The organism is Methylobacterium sp. Leaf469 (assembly GCF_001424745.1).
Taxonomy (GTDB): Bacteria; Pseudomonadota; Alphaproteobacteria; order Rhizobiales; family Beijerinckiaceae; genus Methylobacterium.
On record NZ_LMRE01000034.1, the window covers coordinates 282,674 to 297,927 of the forward strand.

At 67.9% G+C, this 15,254-nt stretch carries 13 protein-coding genes; 5 read left to right on the forward strand and 8 right to left on the reverse strand.

The genetic code is table 11. The annotated features are described in order from the left end of the window. Positions 1-9: 9 nt before the first annotated feature. The 8 genes from lpdA to gloB form a co-directional block, all read right to left on the reverse strand. Positions 10-1,410 (reverse strand): dihydrolipoyl dehydrogenase, encoded by a 1,401-nt coding sequence (lpdA, locus tag ASG60_RS15345; protein ID WP_056176355.1) that lies wholly within the window; start codon positions 1,408-1,410, stop codon positions 10-12. Positions 1,411-1,523: 113 nt separating this feature from the next. After that, the gene (odhB, locus tag ASG60_RS15350) at positions 1,524-2,837 is read right to left on the reverse strand and encodes a 2-oxoglutarate dehydrogenase complex dihydrolipoyllysine-residue succinyltransferase (protein ID WP_056176352.1); all 1,314 of its coding nucleotides are present in this window, start codon (positions 2,835-2,837) and stop codon (positions 1,524-1,526) included. A gap of 78 nt (positions 2,838-2,915) precedes the next feature. Next, complete coding sequence (locus tag ASG60_RS15355; RefSeq protein WP_056386484.1) at positions 2,916-5,888, reverse strand: 2-oxoglutarate dehydrogenase E1 component; 2,973 nt, start codon at positions 5,886-5,888, stop codon at positions 2,916-2,918. A gap of 183 nt (positions 5,889-6,071) precedes the next feature. Continuing rightward, a complete protein-coding gene (sucD, locus tag ASG60_RS15360) occupies positions 6,072-6,956 on the reverse strand; it encodes a succinate--CoA ligase subunit alpha (protein WP_056176345.1) in 885 nt (294 codons plus the stop codon). 8 nt (positions 6,957-6,964) lie between these two features. Next, the gene (gene sucC, locus ASG60_RS15365) at positions 6,965-8,161 is read right to left on the reverse strand and encodes an ADP-forming succinate--CoA ligase subunit beta (protein ID WP_056176342.1); all 1,197 of its coding nucleotides are present in this window, start codon (positions 8,159-8,161) and stop codon (positions 6,965-6,967) included. A 103-nt stretch (positions 8,162-8,264) separates the two neighbouring features. Beyond that, entirely contained in the window at positions 8,265-9,227 is a 963-nt protein-coding gene (gene mdh, locus ASG60_RS15370) for a malate dehydrogenase (RefSeq protein ID WP_056176341.1), read from the reverse strand. Between the two features lie 315 nt (positions 9,228-9,542). Next, positions 9,543-10,148 (reverse strand): TetR family transcriptional regulator, encoded by a 606-nt coding sequence (locus ASG60_RS15375; protein ID WP_244472908.1) that lies wholly within the window; start codon positions 10,146-10,148, stop codon positions 9,543-9,545. Between the two features lie 272 nt (positions 10,149-10,420). Further along, the gene (gloB, locus tag ASG60_RS15380) at positions 10,421-11,200 is read right to left on the reverse strand and encodes a hydroxyacylglutathione hydrolase (RefSeq protein WP_056386487.1); all 780 of its coding nucleotides are present in this window, start codon (positions 11,198-11,200) and stop codon (positions 10,421-10,423) included. A 225-nt stretch (positions 11,201-11,425) separates the two neighbouring features. On the opposite strand from gloB, the gene ASG60_RS15385 reads away from it, so the two are divergent. The 5 genes from ASG60_RS15385 (at position 11,426) to ASG60_RS15405 (ending at position 15,183) form a co-directional block, all read left to right on the forward strand. After that, a complete protein-coding gene (locus ASG60_RS15385) occupies positions 11,426-12,160 on the forward strand; it encodes a methyltransferase domain-containing protein (protein ID WP_056176335.1) in 735 nt (244 codons plus the stop codon). A 3-nt stretch (positions 12,161-12,163) separates the two neighbouring features. After that, entirely contained in the window at positions 12,164-12,847 is a 684-nt protein-coding gene (locus tag ASG60_RS15390; RefSeq protein WP_056176332.1) for a MarC family protein, read from the forward strand. Positions 12,848-12,958: 111 nt separating this feature from the next. Further along, entirely contained in the window at positions 12,959-13,756 is a 798-nt protein-coding gene (dapB, locus tag ASG60_RS15395) for a 4-hydroxy-tetrahydrodipicolinate reductase (RefSeq protein WP_056303750.1), read from the forward strand. Between the two features lie 105 nt (positions 13,757-13,861). Continuing rightward, entirely contained in the window at positions 13,862-14,500 is a 639-nt protein-coding gene (locus ASG60_RS15400; protein ID WP_056176327.1) for a 2,3-bisphosphoglycerate-dependent phosphoglycerate mutase, read from the forward strand. After that, on the forward strand, positions 14,500-15,183 hold the full coding sequence (locus ASG60_RS15405) for an alpha-ketoglutarate-dependent dioxygenase AlkB (protein WP_056386489.1): 684 nt from the start codon (positions 14,500-14,502) through the stop codon (positions 15,181-15,183). The genes ASG60_RS15400 and ASG60_RS15405 overlap by 1 nt, the downstream gene beginning before the upstream one ends. Positions 15,184-15,254 lie beyond the last annotated feature (71 nt).

A 15,254-nucleotide genomic window follows, 5' to 3' on the forward strand; every position in this document is an offset into this window, starting at 1 on the left:
GCGTCGCTTTCAGATGTGGATCGCGCGCTTGGCGACTGCCAAGGCGGCCTCCTTGACGGCTTCCGTCAGGGTCGGATGGGCGTGACAGGTGCGAGCGACATCCTCGGCGGAGGCGCCGAATTCCATCGCCACAGCGACTTCTGCGATGAGATTGCCCGCATCCGCACCGACGATATGCACGCCGAGCACCCGGTCGGTGGTGGCGTCGGCCAGGATCTTCACGAAGCCGTCCGTGGTATGGTTCACCTTGGCGCGGCCGTTGGCGGTGAAGGGGAATTTCCCGGTGTTGTAGGCGATGCCGTCCTTCTTCAACTCTTCCTCGGTCTTTCCGACCGAAGCGACCTCCGGATAGGTGTAGACCACGTTCGGGATCACGCCGTAATTCACGTGGCCCGACTGGCCGGCCAGGAGCTCGGCCACGGCGACCCCTTCGTCCTCCGCCTTGTGGGCCAGCATCGGCCCGCTGATCACGTCGCCGATGGCATAGATGCCCGTGACGTTGGTGGCGTAGTGGCTGTCCGTCTGGATGCGGCCCTTGTTGTCGAGGCCGACCCCCACCGTCTCCAGGCCGAGGCCTTCGGTGTAGGGTACGCGGCCGATAGCCACGAGCACCACGTCGGCCTGAAGCGTTTCGGCCTCGCCGCCGGCGGCGGGCTCCACCGTGACGGTGGCGGCGCCATCCGCCACTTCGACGCCCGTGACCTTGGACGAGAGTTTGAACTGTACGCCCTGCTTGCCGAGGATGCGCTGGAACTGCTTGCCGACCTCGCCATCCATGCCCGGCAGGATACGGTCGAGATACTCGACCACCGTGACCTCGGAGCCGAGGCGGCGCCAGACCGAGCCGAGCTCGAGGCCGATGACGCCGGCCCCGATGATGAGAAGCTTGCCCGGCACCTTCTCCAGGGCAAGCGCGCCGGTGGAGGAGACGACGATGGTTTCGTCGATGGTGACCCCGGGGAGCTTGGTGACGTCCGAACCCGTCGCGATGACGACGTTCTTCGTCTCGAGAAGCTGGTTGCCGCCATCCTCGGACAACACCTCGACGCGGCCCGCACCCGCTAGGCGCGCGGTGCCCCGATACGCGTCGATGCCGTTCTTCTTCAGCAGGAACTCGACGCCCTTGGTGTTGCCGTCGACGCCGTCCTGCTTGAACGTCATCATCTTGGCGAGGTCGAGCTGCGGCGCGCTGACGATCACGCCCATGTCGGCGAAGTGCTTGCCCGCCTCCTCGAAGGCCTCCGAAGCATGGAGCAGGGCCTTCGATGGGATGCAGCCGACGTTGAGGCAGGTGCCGCCATGGGTTGCCCGCTTCTCCACCACGGCGGTCTTGAGGCCGAGCTGAGCCGCCCGAATGGCGCAGACATAGCCGCCGGGACCGGTGCCGATGACGACGAGATCGTAGGACATGGGATTCTGACTCGCTGAAGTGGGCGGCGGGTCATGCCCCACCATCGGATACGAAGCGCGCGGAAGCGTCCGGCCGCGTGGATCGCGGCCGGCGGACGGTTAGCTGCCGGGCCTTAGAGGTCGAGCACGAGGCGTGCCGGATCCTCAAGCGCCTCCTTGACGCGCACGAGGAAGGTCACGGCTTCCTTCCCGTCGACGATGCGGTGATCGTAGGACAGGGCGAGGTACATCATCGGCCGGGCTTCGATCTTCCCGTTCCGGACCACCGGTCGCTCTTCAATGCGATGCATGCCGAGGATGCCCGATTGTGGCGCGTTGAGGATCGGGGTCGACATCAGCGAGCCGTAGATGCCCCCGTTGGTGATGGTGAAGGTGCCGCCCTGCATCTCTTCGATGGAGAGCTTGCCGTCGCGGGCCTTCTTGCCGAAGCCGGAAATGGTCTTCTCGATGCCCGCGATGGAGAGGTCGTCGGCGTTGCGCACCACCGGCACGACGAGGCCCTTATCGGTGCCGACCGCGATGCCGATGTGGTAATAGTTCTTGTAGACGAGGTCCTGCCCGTCGATCTCGGCATTGACCGCCGGTACGTCTTTGAGCGCGCCGATCACCGCCTTGGTGAAGAAGCCCATGAAGCCGAGCTTGGTGCCGTGCTTCTTCTCGAAGATGTCCTTGTACTGGCTGCGCATGGCCATCACGGCGGACATGTCGACGTCGTTGAACGTCGTCAGCATCGCGGCCGTGTCCTGCGCGTCCTTGAGACGGCGGGCGATGGTCTGGCGCAGCTTGGTCATGCGCACGCGCTCTTCGCGGGCCGCATCGTCGGGCTTCGACGGGACGCGCGGGGCGGTGGGCTTGGCCTCCCGGGCGGGGGCCGCCGCCGGTGCTGACGGCCCCTTCGCCTTGGCCTCCAGCATATCACCCTTGGTCACGCGGCCATCCTTGCCCGAGCCGTTCAGGGTCGCGGGATCGATGCCGGATTCCCGGGCCATCTTGGAGACCGCCGGGCCGTTGTCGCCGGATTCGCGAGCCTGGGCCGGGGCACCGTCACCGTGATTGCCGTAACCGGCCGACGAACTCTCGGCCGGGGCCTCGGCGGGCTTCTGCTCGCCCTTGTCCTCGGCGGGCGCCTCGGAGCGGGTCTCGGCCTTCTGCTCGGTCTTCTTCGGAGCCGCTGCCTTGGCACCGCCGGTGGCCTCGACGATGGAGCCCAGCAGGGCGCCCGGCTCCACGGTCTCGCCGTCCTTGACCAGGATCTCGCCGAGTTCACCGGCCGCCGGTGCGTTGACTTCGAGGGTGACCTTGTCGGTCTCGAGTTCCACCAGGGGCTCGTCGGCGGCAACCGTATCGCCCGGCTTCTTGAACCAGCGGCCGATGGTGGCCTCGCTGACGGATTCGCCGAGCGTCGGGACGAGGATGTCGGTTGCCATGGTGTTTGTCCGTCCGGGTGGTGTCACGGCGCCGTTGGCGGGCGCCCTCAGATCAGGAAGGGCTGCGAGGGACCGGCGTCAGACCGCCAGCGCCTCGTTGAGGAAGGCTTGGAGCTGCGCCTGATGCTTCGAAAGCAGGCCCACCGCCGTGGAGGCCGAAGCAGGCCGACCGACGTAGCGCGCGCGCTTCACCGAGGACTGGGCCTGGCCGAGCACCCATTCGAGGTAGGGCTCGACGAAGGCCCAGGGGCCCATGTTCTTGGGCTCCTCCTGGCACCACACCACCTCGGCATTGCGGAACCGGGACATCTCGCCGGCCAACGCCTTGAGGGGGAACGGATAGAGTTGCTCGACCCGCAGGATGTAGACGTCGTTCAAGCCGCGCTTCTCGCGCTCGTCGTAGAGGTCGTAATAGACCTTGCCCGAGCACAGAACGACACGACGGATCTTGTCGTCCTTGACGAGCTTGGTGGCGTCGTCCTCGCGCTCGGCATCGTCCCACAGCACGCGGTGGAAGCTCGATCCCTCCGCCATCATGTCGATGCCGGACACGGCCCGCTTGTGACGCAGGAGCGATTTCGGCGTCATCAGGATCAGCGGCTTGCGGAACTCGCGATTGAGCTGGCGCCGCAGGATGTGGAAGTAGTTCGACGGCGTGGTGCAGTTGGCCACCTGCATGTTGTCCTCGGCGCACATCTGCAGGAAGCGTTCCAGACGCGCCGAGGAATGCTCCGGCCCCTGGCCCTCGTAGCCGTGCGGCAGCAGCAGGGTCAGGCCGGACATGCGCAGCCACTTGCGCTCGCCGCTCGAAATGAACTGGTCGATGACCACCTGCGCACCGTTGGCGAAGTCGCCGAACTGCGCTTCCCACAGCACCAGGGCATTGGGCTCGGCCGCCGAGTAGCCGTACTCGAAGCCGAGCACCGCCTCTTCGGACAGCATCGAGTTGATAACCTCAAGGCTGGCCTGCCCCTCGCGGATGGAGTTGAGCGAGGTGTAGCGCTGCTCGTTCTCCTGATCGATCACCACGGCGTGGCGCTGGGAGAAGGTGCCGCGCTCGACATCCTGGCCCGAGAGGCGGACCCGGTGCCCCTCCAGAAGCAGCGATCCGAAGGCGAGTGCCTCCGCGGTCGCCCAATCGATGCCTTGGCCGGTCTCCACCGCCTTTGCGCGGTTGTCGAAGAAACGCTGGATGGTGCGGTGGAGGTGGAAGCCGGGTGGCGGCGTGGTGATGCGCTGGGCGATCTCGCGCAGGATCTCCGTCGGTACGCCGGTCTTGCCCCGGCGCGGATCGTCGACATCCTCACGCACGGCCTTGAAGCCGGACCAGCGTCCATCGAGCCAATCGGCCTTGTTGGCCTTGTAGTTGCTGGCGACTTCGAGCTCACCATCGAGGATCGCGCGGAACTCCGCCTTGCGACCGTCGAGCTGCTCCTGGGAGAGGACGCCCTCGGTGACGAGCTTCTTGCCGTAGGTCTCCAGCGCCGTCGGGTGCTTGCGGATGCGCTGGTACATCTTCGGCTGGGTGAAGGCCGGCTCGTCGCCCTCGTTGTGGCCGAAGCGCCGATAGCACAGCATGTCGATGACGACGGGCTTGCCGAACTTCTGCCGGTACTCGATGGCGATCTTGGCCGCGAACGTCACGGCTTCGGGGTCGTCGCCGTTGCAATGGAAGATCGGGGCCTCGACCATCTTCGCGACATCCGACGGATAGGGCGAAGACCGCGAGAAGCGCGGATCGGTGGTGAAGCCGATCTGGTTGTTGATGATGAAGTGGATCGACCCACCCGTACGGTGCCCCTTCAGGCCCGACAGGCCCAGGCACTCGGCGACCACACCCTGTCCGGCGAAGGCGGCGTCGCCGTGGATGAGCAGCGGAACGACGCTGGTGCGGTGGACATGCGGGTTGGCGCGCTGGTCCTGCTTGGCGCGGACCTTCCCGAGCACCACCGGATCAACGATCTCGAGGTGGGACGGGTTGGCGGTGAGCGACAGGTGGACGTTGTTGCCGTCGAAGGCGCGGTCCGAGGATGCACCGAGATGGTACTTCACATCGCCTGAGCCCTCGACCTCGGCCGGATTGGCGGAGCCGCCCTTGAACTCGTTGAAGATCGCCCGGAAGGGCTTGGCCATCACGTTGGAGAGCACGTTGAGGCGGCCGCGATGGGCCATGCCCAGCACGATCTCGTGGGCGCCGAGCGCCCCGCCGCGCTTGATGATCTGCTCCAGCGCAGGGATCATGGCCTCGGAGCCGTCGAGGCCGAAGCGCTTGGTACCGGTGTACTTCAAGTCGAGGAACTTCTCGAAGCCTTCGGCCTCGATGAGCTTGTTGAGGATCGCGCGCTTGCCCTCGGGGGTGAAGGTGATCTCCTTGCCCTTGCCCTCGATGCGCTCCTGAATCCAGGCCTTCTCCTCCGGATTGGAGATGTGCATGAACTCGACGCCAAGCGTCTGGCAGTAGGTGCGCTCGAGGATCTCGACGATCTCGCGAACCGTCGAGAATTCGAGGCCGAGCACGTTGTCGAGGAAGATCGGACGGTCCCAGTCCTTCTCCTCGAAGCCGTAATGCTGCGGGTGCAGTTCCTCGTGGTCCCCGCGCGGGGCGAGACCGAGGGGGTCGAGCTTCGCATGCAGGTGGCCGCGCATGCGGTAGGCGCGGATCAGCATGATCGCGCGGACCGAATCCTTGGTCGCCTGCTCGACCGAGATGCCGGGAGCGGAGGCGACGACGACGCCCTTGACGGGCTCCTTGGCGGTGTCGCTCTTGGCGCGAATCTTATCGCCCATCGCCTTCTCGACGGTGGACCAGTTGCCGTCGAGGGCCGAGACGATCTCGCCGTTGGCGTGGACCGGCCAGTTCGGCTTTTGCCACGAGGCGCCGGCGGCATTCTTCTCGGCGGCGCCCTTGTCCTCGTTGAGGGAGCGGAAGAAGTCCTGCCACGCGGGATCCACCGAATTCGGATCGCGGGCATGAGCGGCCTGCAGTTCCTCGATGTAGGCGGCGTTACCGCCGTAGAGGAACGAGGTTTCGAGCGCGTCCTGGCGTGCCATCGTTCAGGTCATCCTACCGCTTGGCTCAAGGCCACCCCATCCGGGGCGACCGCCGCCCGATCCGGCGCCGGGCGCCGGGGATCGGATTTGGAAAGTCGGACGCAGGGTGAGCCGCGCCCGTCGGATCTCATATGGGTGCCCGAGCCTGAATGCGGCGCAACACAGGCCCGCGCACCGCAAGCGTCAGCCCTTGAGGACTTCGACGAGGGTGCTGCCAAGGCGGGCCGGCGAGGGCGAAACCCGGATGCCGGCCGCCTCCATGGCGGCGATCTTGTCCTCGGCGCCGCCCTTGCCACCCGAGATGATCGCGCCCGCATGGCCCATGCGGCGGCCCGGGGGCGCCGTGCGGCCGGCGATGAAGCCGACCATGGGCTTCCTGCGGCCGCGCTTGGCCTCGTCGGCGATGAATTGCGCCGCTTCCTCCTCCGCCGAGCCGCCGATCTCGCCGATCATCACGATGGACTCGGTCCTGTCGTCGGCGAGGAACAGTTCGAGCATGGAGATGAACTCCGTGCCCTTCACCGGGTCGCCGCCGATGCCCACGGCCGTGGTCTGGCCCAGCCCCGCGTTGGTGGTCTGGAACACCGCCTCGTAAGTCAGCGTGCCCGAGCGGGAGACGATCCCCACCGAACCCGGCTTGAAGATGTTGGCCGGCATGATGCCGATCTTGCATTCGCCGGCGGTGACGATACCGGGGCAATTCGGGCCGACGAGGCGGGACTTCGAGCCTTCCAGGGCGCGCTTGACGCGCACCATGTCGAGCACGGGAATTCCTTCCGTGATGCAGACGATGAGCGGGATCTCGGCCTGGATCGCCTCGCAGATCGCGTCGGCCGCGCCAGGCGGCGGCACGTAGACGACCGAAGCGTCGGCGCCGGTGGCCTCGCGCGCCTCCGCCACCGTGTCGAAGACCGGCAGGTTGAGGTGCTTCGAGCCGCCCTTACCGGGGCTGGTGCCGCCGACCATCTTGGTGCCGTAGGCGATGGCCTGCTCGGAATGGAAGGTCCCGTTCTTGCCGGTGAAGCCCTGGCAGATGACCTTGGTGTTCGCGTCGATCAGGATGGACATGGGTACTCTCAGCCCTTCTTCACGGCGGCGACGATTTTTTGTGCAGCGTCGTCGAGATCGTCCGCCGGGATCACGTTGAGGCCGGAATTCCGGATGATCTCCTTGCCCTTCTCGACGTTGGTCCCTTCCAGGCGCACCACCAGGGGCACTTCGAGGCCGACCGCCTTCACCGCCGCGATCACGCCGTTGGCGATCACGTCGCACTTCATGATCCCGCCGAAGATGTTGACGAGGATGCCCTTCACCTGCGGATCGGCGGTGATGATCTTGAACGCCGCCGTGACCTTTTCTTCACTCGCGCCGCCGCCGACATCGAGGAAGTTCGCCGGCTCCTCGCCGTAGAGCTTGATGATGTCGAGGGTCGCCATGGCGAGGCCGGCGCCGTTGACCATGCAGCCGATGGTGCCGTCGAGGGCGATGTAGGCGAGATCGTACTTGGAGGCTTCGATCTCCTTGGCGTCCTCCTCGGTCTCATCGCGCAGCGCAACGATGTCGGGGTGGCGGTAGAGGGCGTTCGAATCGAAGGAGATCTTGGCGTCGAGGCACTTGAGATGGCCGTCGCCGGTGAGCACCAGGGGGTTGATCTCCAGCATGCTCATGTCCTTGGCGGTGAACGCCTCGTAGAGCTTGGTGGTGAGGTCGCCCGCTTCCTTGGCCTGGGTCCCGGACAGGCCGAGCGTCTTGGCGACGAGGCGGCCGTGGTGGGGCATCACGCCGGTGGCCGGATCGACCGAGAAGGTGACGATCTTCTCCGGGGTGTCGTGCGCCACCGTCTCGATGTCCATGCCGCCCTCGGTGGAGACGACGAACGCGACCTTGCCGGTCTCGCGGTCCACCAGCATCGAGAGGTAGAATTCCGCCTCGATCTGGGCACCCTCCTCGATGTAGAGGCGGTTGACCTGCTTGCCGGCCTCTCCGGTCTGGATCGTGACCAGGGTCTGGCCGAGCATCTCGCCCGCGAACTGCTTCACCTCGTCGAGGGACTTGGTGACGCGCACGCCACCCTTGGCGCCGGCGGGCGCGCCCTTGAACGAGCCTTTGCCGCGGCCGCCCGCGTGGATCTGCGATTTCACCACCCAGACCGGGCCGCCGAGTTCGCGTGCCGCCGCCTCGGCCTCTTCGGCCTTGAAGATCGGCACGCCGCGCGAGACGGGCAGGCCGAACTCCTTGAGAACCGCTTTGGCCTGGTATTCGTGGATGTTCATGCCAAACTCCTCCCTCGTCCCGGCCGGACCGGGCCTCCCGGTTTCCTTATAGCTCGGCTTGAGCGGGCCGCTCGCACGACCCGCCGCCGAATCTTATGCGTTGTTAGGCGAGCGCCGGATTGATGCCCTTGCACGCCTCGATGAGGCCCTTCACGGCCCCGACCGACTTATCGAACATCGCCTTCTCGTCGTCGTTGAACGTAACTTCGAGGATGCGCTCGACGCCGTTCGCGCCGATGACGATGGGGACGCCGACATACATGCCGTTGATGCCGTACTCGCCGTTGAGATAGGCGGCGCAGGGCAAGACACGGCGCTTGTCGCGCAGGTAGCTCTCGGCCATGGCGATGGCGGACGCGGCGGGCGCGTAGAAAGCCGAGCCGGTCTTCAGCAGGTTGACGATCTCGCCGCCGCCCTTGCGGGTGCGCTCGACCATGGCGTCGAGCTTCTCCTGGGTCGTCCAGCCGAGCTTGACCAGGTCGGTCAGCGGCACGCCGGCGACGGTGGAGTAGCGCACCAGCGGCACCATGTCGTCGCCATGCCCGCCGAGCACGAAGGCGGTGACGTCTTCGACGGAGACCTTGAATTCGTCGGCGAGGAAGTGGCGGAAGCGGGCGGAGTCGAGAACGCCGGCCATGCCCACGACCTTGTGGGTCGGAAGGCCCGAGAACTTCTGGAGCGCCCACACCATGGCATCCAGGGGATTGGTGATGCAGATCACGAAGGCGTCGGGCGCGTGCTGCTTGATGCCGTTGCCGACGGCTTCCATCACCTTGAGATTGATGCCGATGAGGTCGTCGCGGCTCATGCCGGGCTTACGCGGTACGCCGGCGGTGACGATCACCACGTCGGCCCCGGCGATGCCGGCATAATCGCTGGCGCCCGAGTAGGCCGCATCGAAGCCGTCGACGGGGGCGGATTCGGCGATGTCGAGGGCCTTGCCCTGAGGCACGCCGTCGACGATGTCGAACAGGACGACGTCGCCGAGTTCCTTCAACCCGGCCAGATGCGCGAGGGTGCCACCGATCTGTCCGGCGCCGATGAGCGCGATCTTGCTGCGTGCCATAGGTAAAACGAGCCTCCGGTGATCGGGATAAGTGGGCGGTGTTCCGCTTGTGTGACGGGGTCCGACCTGCGGCGGCAGGATCGCACCGCCAAGCCTTCGTGTGGGTTCTGTGCGCTGCGGCGGTGTGTGGCGGAAAAGGCCCAGAGCTTCAACCGATGCTGGATCGGCATTGCAGGGTTCGGGCCACACGTTCCCGACAATGCAGTTCGGGAGCATCGGCGAAAACACAGATGTTCGAAGGCGTTAGGAGTTCGAAGTCCCGCACCGTGCGGGAAGATTCCTTCGGTGACAGGAAAAACGTTCTGTCACGGAGGCTCAGAGCGCACCCGTTCGAAGGACCCGCTGAATGGCGAGAATCACGGCGCCGAGACGCGCCTCGATCAGGTCGGCCGGCAGATCCGCATCGTGTTGGATCGCCAGGGGATGGGTGAAGCGGTAGCTCGCGTCGAAGATGTAGGCGATGGCCCGCTCCCGATCCCGTGCCACGAAGGCACCCGTGGCCATGCCTTCCTCCACCACCCGCTCCACGAGCCCGCGCAGACGAACCCGATGGCGCCGGGCGATGGGGCGCGCGCCGACAGCCGCATCGAGATGGACGGAGAACAGGTTCGGCTCGTTGGCCAGGGTCAGGCGCTGGGCCGAGGCCAGCGCGGAGAGCAGCCGCTCGATCTTGTCGTCGGCGGGATCGGGCGCGTCGGCGATGCGGGCGAGTTCCGCCTCGACGTCGCGCAGCCAGCGGCCCGCGACGGCGTCGAGCAGCGCGTCCTTCGAGGGGAAGTAGCGGTAGACGTTGGCATGGGTCATCCCGGCCTCCGCCGCCACGGCCACCACCGTCACCCGCTTCGGGCCGAGGCGACGCAGATGCTCGGTGGCGACAGCCAGGAGGCGCGCATCGACGGCGATCGGTGCCGTACGCGGCACGGAGCGACCGGCTCGGCTGGCCGAGGAGCGATCGGAGGATGGCTTCCGGGGCACGTCGTCGAGGAGGCCGTCCTCGAGAGCGTCACCTGCGGCAAGACCTTTCCCAAACACGAAGGGCGGGCCGGGAGGCTGCATCGTTCGGGAACACCGACCACGGTTCGAGAGGGAGCGGGGGCCCCTCACCAAATCGCCAGCGTCGCTCACCACGACGTGCACATTCGCGAGCCCCGATGTCTCGCAGGTGCGAGACACTGGCCAAGCCCTTTAACGGGTCAGAACTTATTCTTCCAGGCCCTCAATGCAGTAAAGACGTGTACGGACTCGGTTCCGGGTGCAAGATCGACCGCATGGGCCAAGGCGGGCTCTCCTGCCCGCAGGAACGGGTTGGTCGCCCGCTCCTCTCCCAGGGTTGTGGGAATCAGGAAGCGGCCTTCGGCTTTGGCACGTTCGGCCTCCACCATCCGCGCCGTCAGCTTCGCGTTGTCGGGATCGGCGGCCCGCGCGAATCCGGCGTTGGACAGGACATAATCGTGCCCGCTGTAGACCTGCGTGTCATCGGGCAGGCGGGCGAAGCGAGCGAGCGAGCGCCACAGGACGCTGGGCTCCGCCTCCATCACCCGGCCGCAGCCCAGGGTGAACAGGGTATCGCCGGCGAACACCAGGCCGGCCGCCTCGAACCAGTACGTGACGTGGTCGGCGCAATGCCCGGGCGTCTCCCAGACCTCGGCCGACAGCGCCCCGACCCGCACCACATCGCCCTCGGATACGGCGACGTCCACCTCCGGCACGGCTGCGCCTGCCTTGGCCGGAGCCGTCACCCGGGCGCCCGTGCGCCGCTTCACCTCGGCGATCCCCTCGATGTGATCCGCGTGCCGGTGGGTCACGAGGATGTCGGTCAGGGTCCAGCCCGCCTCATCGAGGGCGGCGAGCACGGGGCCCGCTTCCGGCACGTCGATGGCTGCACAGGCGCCCGTCTCGGGGTCATGCAGGAGCACGCCGATGTTGTCGCTGCGGCACAGGAAGGTCCGGATGTCCGGTCGGGGAGCGGGCATGGCATTGTCCTCGGCTGAGGTGTCCGATGTCGGCGGGGAACCGGGCCGGGTGCGGTCCGGTTCCGGCCGGGATGCCCGGCCGGCCTTCGCGGATCGGGCTCGGCGCATTCAGCTTGGCGGATTGAGCTTGGCGGGGTTGCCGGAGTCGCCTCAGGACCCCATTGATGCGGGTGCGCGCTGCCGTTCCCTCAAATCAAGCACACCGGCCGCGCCGGACCCTCGCCCATGCGCCTCGACGTCACCGACCTGCGCGCCTTCTACGCCAGCCCCTTGGGCGGGGTGACGCACCGCATCGTCGCCCGCGCGATCCATGGCTTTCTCGGCTCGGTCTCGGGCCTGCGGGTGCTCGGGCTCGGCTACGCCACGCCCTATCTCGGGCCCGTCCACGTCATCGCCGAGCGGACGCTCGCCTTCATGCCGGCGACCCAAGGCGTGGTGAACTGGCCCGGCAGCGGGCGCTCGTGCTCGGCACTGGCCGACCCGACGATGATGCCCCTGCCCGAAGCCGCCGTCGACCGGGTGATCCTGGTTCACGCCCTCGAATCCGTCGAGAGTCCCACCGAGTTGCTCCAGGACGTCTGGCGGGTGCTGACGCCGGGGGGGCGGATGATCCTGGTGGTCCCCAACCGCCGCGGTGTCTGGGCCCGGCGCGACGCGACGCCCTTCGGCCACGGCCAACCCTACAGCCGCTCGCAGCTCGCGCGGCTGATGCGAACGACGCAGTTCTCCCCCGAAGGTTGGGCGGAGGCCCTGTACATGCCGCCGGTGCAGAGCCGCGTCTGGCTGCGCACGGCCGGGGCCTGGGAGCGCCTCGGCACTGGCCTGTCGCTGCCCTTTGCCGGCCTGCACGTGGTGGACGCGACCAAGCAGCTGTATCGACCCGTCGCCGTCCGGCGGGTCCGGCGGGCGACCCGCCTCGCCCCGGCCCGCGCCCTGGTGCCGGCCCCCTCCCCCGGTTGATCCATGCTGTCCATCTTCGCTCCCGAGGCGACGCTGCAGAGCTTCGTGCTGGCCCTGTCGAGCCTGTTCTCCATCGTGAACCCCATTGGGTCGGCGCTGATCTTCGCCCAGGTCACCGCACAGAACTCCCATGCCGACCGGGTGGAACTCTCGAAGCGCATCGGGTTCTACGCGGCGCTGATCATGCTCTCGGCGCTCTGGGCAGGCGCGCCGATCCTCAACTTCTTCGGAGTCTCCCTGGCAGCGCTCCGCATTGCCGGCGGCCTCGTGGTGGCGGCTTCGGCCTGGACCCTGCTGACGGCTCCGGAGGCGCGCGAAGCCCGCAAGCACGCCGAGGCGAAGGGCAGCACGCCCGACAACCTCGCCGAACTCGCGTTCTTTCCCCTCACCCTGCCGTTCACCACCGGCCCCGGCACCATCGCGGTGGCCATCGCATTGGGTTCCAATCGTCCGGAGGCGGGGCCGGACCGCATCGGCTTCTATCTCGGCATGTCGCTCGCCGCCCTCGCCATCGCGGTGATCGTACGGTTCGTCTACGGCTCGGCCGACCGGGTGGTGACGCTGATCGGCCCCGTCGGCGCTCGGGTACTCGGGCGGCTCTTCGCCTTCCTGCTTCTCTGCGTGGGCACGCAGATCACCGTGAACGGCGTCACGGACGTGCTGGGGCCTCTGTTGCCGCCCCGCTGAGGCCGAGGCCGGCCCGCCCCGGCGGCCTTCGCCTTGGCAGGTCTGGGCGCCTTGGCAGGTCTGGCCCGAGGCTGTACCGCAGGGCTCCAATCGTTCGGGAAGGACACGGGGATGCGGCTCGTGGTGGTCGGCGCCGGTGGGCGCATGGGGCGGATGCTGATCCGCGCGGTGGCGGAAGCCGAGGACTGCACCCTCTCGGGGGCCATCGAACGCGAGGGTGCCCCTGTGCTCGGCCAGGATGCCGGGGTGCTCGCCGGTCTGGCGCCCCTCGGCGTCGCCGTCACCGACGATCCCCTGCCGGTCTTCGCCGCCGCCGAGGGTGTTCTCGACTTCACGACGCCCACCGCCACCACCTTTTTCGCCGAACTCGCCGCGCAGGCCCGAATCGTCCACGTGGTCGGCACCACCGGCATGGAGGAGGCGGATCTCGCCAAGCTCGCGGCGGCGGCCCACCATGCCCGCATCGTGAGGTCGGGCAACATGTCCCTCGGCGTCAACCTCCTCGCCGGCCTCGTGCGCAAGGTCGCCGCGGCCTTGGGCGAGGAATTCGACATCGAGATCGTCGAGATGCATCATCGCATGAAGGTCGACGCGCCCTCCGGCACCGCCCTGTTGCTGGGCGAGGCGGCGGCGGAGGGACGCGGGGTGGCGCTGGCCGACGCGCGTGTCTCGACCCGAGACGGGCATACGGGGGCCCGCCGGCCGGGCGACATCGGCTTCGCGACCCTGCGCGGCGGCACGGTCGTGGGCGACCACAGCGTCGTCTTCGCTGGCGCGGGCGAGCGCCTGACCCTGAGCCACCACGCCGAGGATCGGGCGATCTTCGCCCGCGGCGCAGTGCGTGCAGCGCAATGGGCCTTCGACCGGCCGCCGGGCCTCTATGGCATGGCCGACGTCCTCGGGCTCTGATAAGGCCCCGTCGTCATTGCGCGTTCAGCTTGCGGCGCGCACACACCGCCCGGCCCAGCCCGATGCTGCGCTGCAAGAGAATCAGATTCAGGGGATCGATCCGCGATGGAGCGCCTGCTTGTCCTCGCTCGCCACGGCCAGAGCGAATGGAACCTCAAGAAGCTGTTCACGGGCTGGCGCGATCCGGAGCTGACGGAGCTCGGCATCTCCGAAGCGCGCACGGCCGGGCGCTGGCTCGGGCAGCAGGGCCACCGGTTCGATGTCGCCTTCACCTCCAACCTGCGCCGCGCCCAGCGCACCTGCGCACTGATGCTGGAGGAGATGGGCCAGCCCGACGTGGAGACGATCCGCGCCGAGGCCCTCAACGAACGGGATTACGGCGACCTGTCGGGCTTGAACAAGGACGACGCCCGCGAGCGCTGGGGCGACGCCCAGGTGCACCAGTGGCGCCGCTCCTACGACATCCCGCCGCCCGGCGGCGAGAGCCTGAAGGACACCGCAGCCCGCGTGCTGCCGTACTACATCCAGACCATCCTACCCCGCGTCATGGCCGGTGAACGCGTTCTGGTGGCGGCCCACGGCAACTCCCTGCGCGCCCTCGTGATGGTGCTCGACGGCCTGACCACCAAGACCATCGCCAGCCTCGAGATCGCCACGGGCATTCCGCTGGTCTACCAGCTCAAGGCCGACACCACGGTGGAGAGCAAGTCGGTGCTGGAACGCGACATCGACCACGACGAGTGATGGGGCTGCCGGCGGAGCTCCGGCCCGTCGAACTCCTGCCGGGACTGATCCACTACCCCGGCTACCTCGACGGACCGGCGCGGAGCCGGCTGGCGGCTGACCTCGCCGCCCGCCTCGCGGACGCTCCCCCCTACCGGCCCCGGATGCCGCGCACCGGCCGGCCCTTCTCCGTGACCATGAGCAATTGCGGCGCCCTCGGCTGGGTCTCGGACCGGTCCGGATACCGCTATCAGGCCCACCATCCCGAAACGGGCAAACCGTGGCCGGCGATCCCGGACCTCGCTTTGCGCGCCTGGGACGACCTGTCGGGTTATCCGGCCCTGCCCGAGGCGTGCCTCGTCAACCTCTACGACGCCGACGCGCGCATGGGCCTGCATCAGGACCGCGACGAGGCGGCCCTCGACGCGCCGGTCCTGTCCCTGTCGCTCGGTGCCTCCGCCCTGTTCCGCTACGGCGGCCCGAACCGGAGCGACCCGACGCGCTCGGTCCGCCTGCACGCGGGCGACGCCCTGATCATGGGCGGGGCCGCGCGTCTCATCCACCACGGCATCGACCGCATCCTGCCACCCGCGCCGGATCTCCTGGACTCCGCCGAACCCGGCCCGGGCTTCCTCCCTCAGGACGGGCGATGCAATCTCACCTTGCGCCGCGTGACGCGGCCCGGAGATGCGCCGACGGCTTGACACGGACAGGACTGGGGCCGACCCATCGGGATTGATCGGTCCGGTTTACGGACGACAGAATGCCCGGCGCG

What these genes read in the sequence shown, in the direction of transcription:
- dapB (WP_056303750.1), top strand. Translation starts at nt 12,959, where the DNA reads ATGCGGCTCGTGGTGGTCGGCGCCGGTGGGCGCATGGGGCGGATGCTG.
- odhB (WP_056176352.1), bottom strand. Translation starts at nt 2,837, where the DNA reads ATGGCAACCGACATCCTCGTCCCGACGCTCGGCGAATCCGTCAGCGAG.
- gloB (WP_056386487.1), bottom strand. Translation starts at nt 11,200, where the DNA reads ATGCCCGCTCCCCGACCGGACATCCGGACCTTCCTGTGCCGCAGCGAC.
- ASG60_RS15405 (WP_056386489.1), top strand. Translation starts at nt 14,500, where the DNA reads ATGGGGCTGCCGGCGGAGCTCCGGCCCGTCGAACTCCTGCCGGGACTG.
- sucD (WP_056176345.1), bottom strand. Translation starts at nt 6,956, where the DNA reads ATGTCCATCCTGATCGACGCGAACACCAAGGTCATCTGCCAGGGCTTC.
- mdh (WP_056176341.1), bottom strand. Translation starts at nt 9,227, where the DNA reads ATGGCACGCAGCAAGATCGCGCTCATCGGCGCCGGACAGATCGGTGGC.
- ASG60_RS15390 (WP_056176332.1), top strand. Translation starts at nt 12,164, where the DNA reads ATGCTGTCCATCTTCGCTCCCGAGGCGACGCTGCAGAGCTTCGTGCTG.
- lpdA (WP_056176355.1), bottom strand. Translation starts at nt 1,410, where the DNA reads ATGTCCTACGATCTCGTCGTCATCGGCACCGGTCCCGGCGGCTATGTC.
- ASG60_RS15355 (WP_056386484.1), bottom strand. Translation starts at nt 5,888, where the DNA reads ATGGCACGCCAGGACGCGCTCGAAACCTCGTTCCTCTACGGCGGTAAC.
- sucC (WP_056176342.1), bottom strand. Translation starts at nt 8,161, where the DNA reads ATGAACATCCACGAATACCAGGCCAAAGCGGTTCTCAAGGAGTTCGGC.
- ASG60_RS15385 (WP_056176335.1), top strand. Translation starts at nt 11,426, where the DNA reads ATGCGCCTCGACGTCACCGACCTGCGCGCCTTCTACGCCAGCCCCTTG.
- ASG60_RS15400 (WP_056176327.1), top strand. Translation starts at nt 13,862, where the DNA reads ATGGAGCGCCTGCTTGTCCTCGCTCGCCACGGCCAGAGCGAATGGAAC.